At 33.0% G+C, this 264-nt stretch carries 1 protein-coding gene; it reads left to right on the forward strand.

Translation table 11 applies throughout. The features are described 5' to 3' along the window. Positions 1-76 precede the first annotated feature (76 nt). A partial coding sequence (locus FC37_RS06540) for an IS110 family transposase (protein ID WP_156400665.1) occupies positions 77-264 on the forward strand: 188 nt, incomplete at its 3' end.

The raw sequence follows: 264 nt of genomic DNA on the forward strand, positions 1-264 counted from the left end.
AGATGTCGAGTTTAGAAAATTAGATCTGATTTCTTAAGTAAATACGTTTTACTACTTGAGCTTAGGGGGTTATATTATGCAAGTTACTTTTGGAATTGATGTAAGCAAGTCGAATTCTACTGTTTGTGAACTAATTGGTGAAAGTAAAAATGAACTTACTATTACCAATGATCGTCCTGGTTTTATTCAATTACTTCATGAGCTGGCTGCTTTTTCTAAACATCCACAAATTATTTTTGAAGCTACCGGTGTTTATTCACGCAG

This window comes from Lactobacillus gallinarum DSM 10532 = JCM 2011 (assembly GCF_001434975.1).
GTDB classification, from domain to species: domain Bacteria; phylum Bacillota; class Bacilli; order Lactobacillales; family Lactobacillaceae; genus Lactobacillus; species Lactobacillus gallinarum.